The sequence below is a fragment of the Phaeovulum veldkampii DSM 11550 genome, assembly GCF_003034995.1.
Taxonomy (GTDB): Bacteria; Pseudomonadota; Alphaproteobacteria; order Rhodobacterales; family Rhodobacteraceae; genus Phaeovulum; species Phaeovulum veldkampii.
Window position 1 is genome coordinate 1 of sequence record NZ_PZKF01000116.1, and the last position, 1,173, is coordinate 1,173.

Consider the following 1,173-nt stretch of genomic DNA (forward strand, 5'->3'; position numbering starts at 1 on the left):
GCGCATCGATTTCACATTGCTCGCGCGGGAATACCGCGCGCTTGGAGCCACGGCCCCGAAGGACTTGCTTTGGGTGAACCTGATCTTAGGCGGCTTTGGCGTCGCAGCACTGCTGCTCAGCGTCACGCTTTTGGGCGAGGCGCTGACCCGGTTCGGCACGACACATTGGCAGACCAAGGCAGAGATGAAGCGCAACGGCTTTTTTGCCAAACCGGGCGGTGGGTTCCTGTTGGGCAAGCTCGGCTCCCCGAAATCGAAGCGCCCCTTCCTCGTGTCAAAAACCTTCCCGCATGCCTTGATCGTGGCGCCCACGGGCCGGGGCAAGGGTGTGGGCTTTGTGATTCCGAACCTTCTGACCTACAAAGGCTCGGCTGTCGTGCTCGACGTGAAGGGGGAGAACTTCCGCGAGACCTCGCGCTTCCGCGCCAGCATGGGCGACAAGGTGTTTCGGTTCGCGCCGACCGACTGGGACCGGCCGACCCACCGCTACAATCCGCTGGCGCGTATCGCGGCTATGACCAACCCTGACCGGCAGCAGATGGAGTTGAAGCTGACCGCCAAGCTCTTCCTGCAGACCGACAACGAAAAGCTGAGCGGGCTTTTGGCAGGCGGCATCGATTTGTTCGTTGCAGCCGGCCTTCTGGCCTTCGAGCGCGGCGTTCCGACCATCGGCGAGATCTACCGCATCACCGCCTCGGGCGGTGACAAGCAGAAGGAATACCTCAAGCGCGCACAGGAGGTGAAGAACACCTCGGCCAAGCTGATCTTCGAGCGCATGGCCTCGACCAACAACGACACCCTGACCTCTTACCTGTCGCTCTTGATGACCTCGGGTCTCGACACCTGGGACAACCGCGCCATCGACGCGGCCACCGCGACCTCGGATTTCTCCTTCCGGGATATCCGACGCCGCCCCCACGCGATCTATCTCGTGGTCGAGTCCGAGATGATCCGCCCTCTTGCCCCGCTGATCCGGCTGTTCTTCTCGGACCTGATCGCCTCCCTGCAGGCGCAGGAACCTGGGGATGACGAGCCCTGGCCCGTGATGATCATGCTCGACGAGTTCGACCGGCTCGGAAAAATGCCGATCGTCGCCGAAAGCATCAAGACGCTGCGCTCTTTCGGGGGCAACCTCGCCATCGTCACCCAGACCATCCCTGCGCTGGACGAGAT

General features: G+C 62.5%; 1 protein-coding gene. It reads left to right on the plus strand.

Features of this window, described 5'->3' with window-relative positions; all coding sequences use genetic code 11:
• Positions 1-1,173: type IV secretory system conjugative DNA transfer family protein (locus tag C5F46_RS16160; protein WP_181317783.1), on the plus strand; the 1,173-nt coding region annotated here is incomplete at both ends.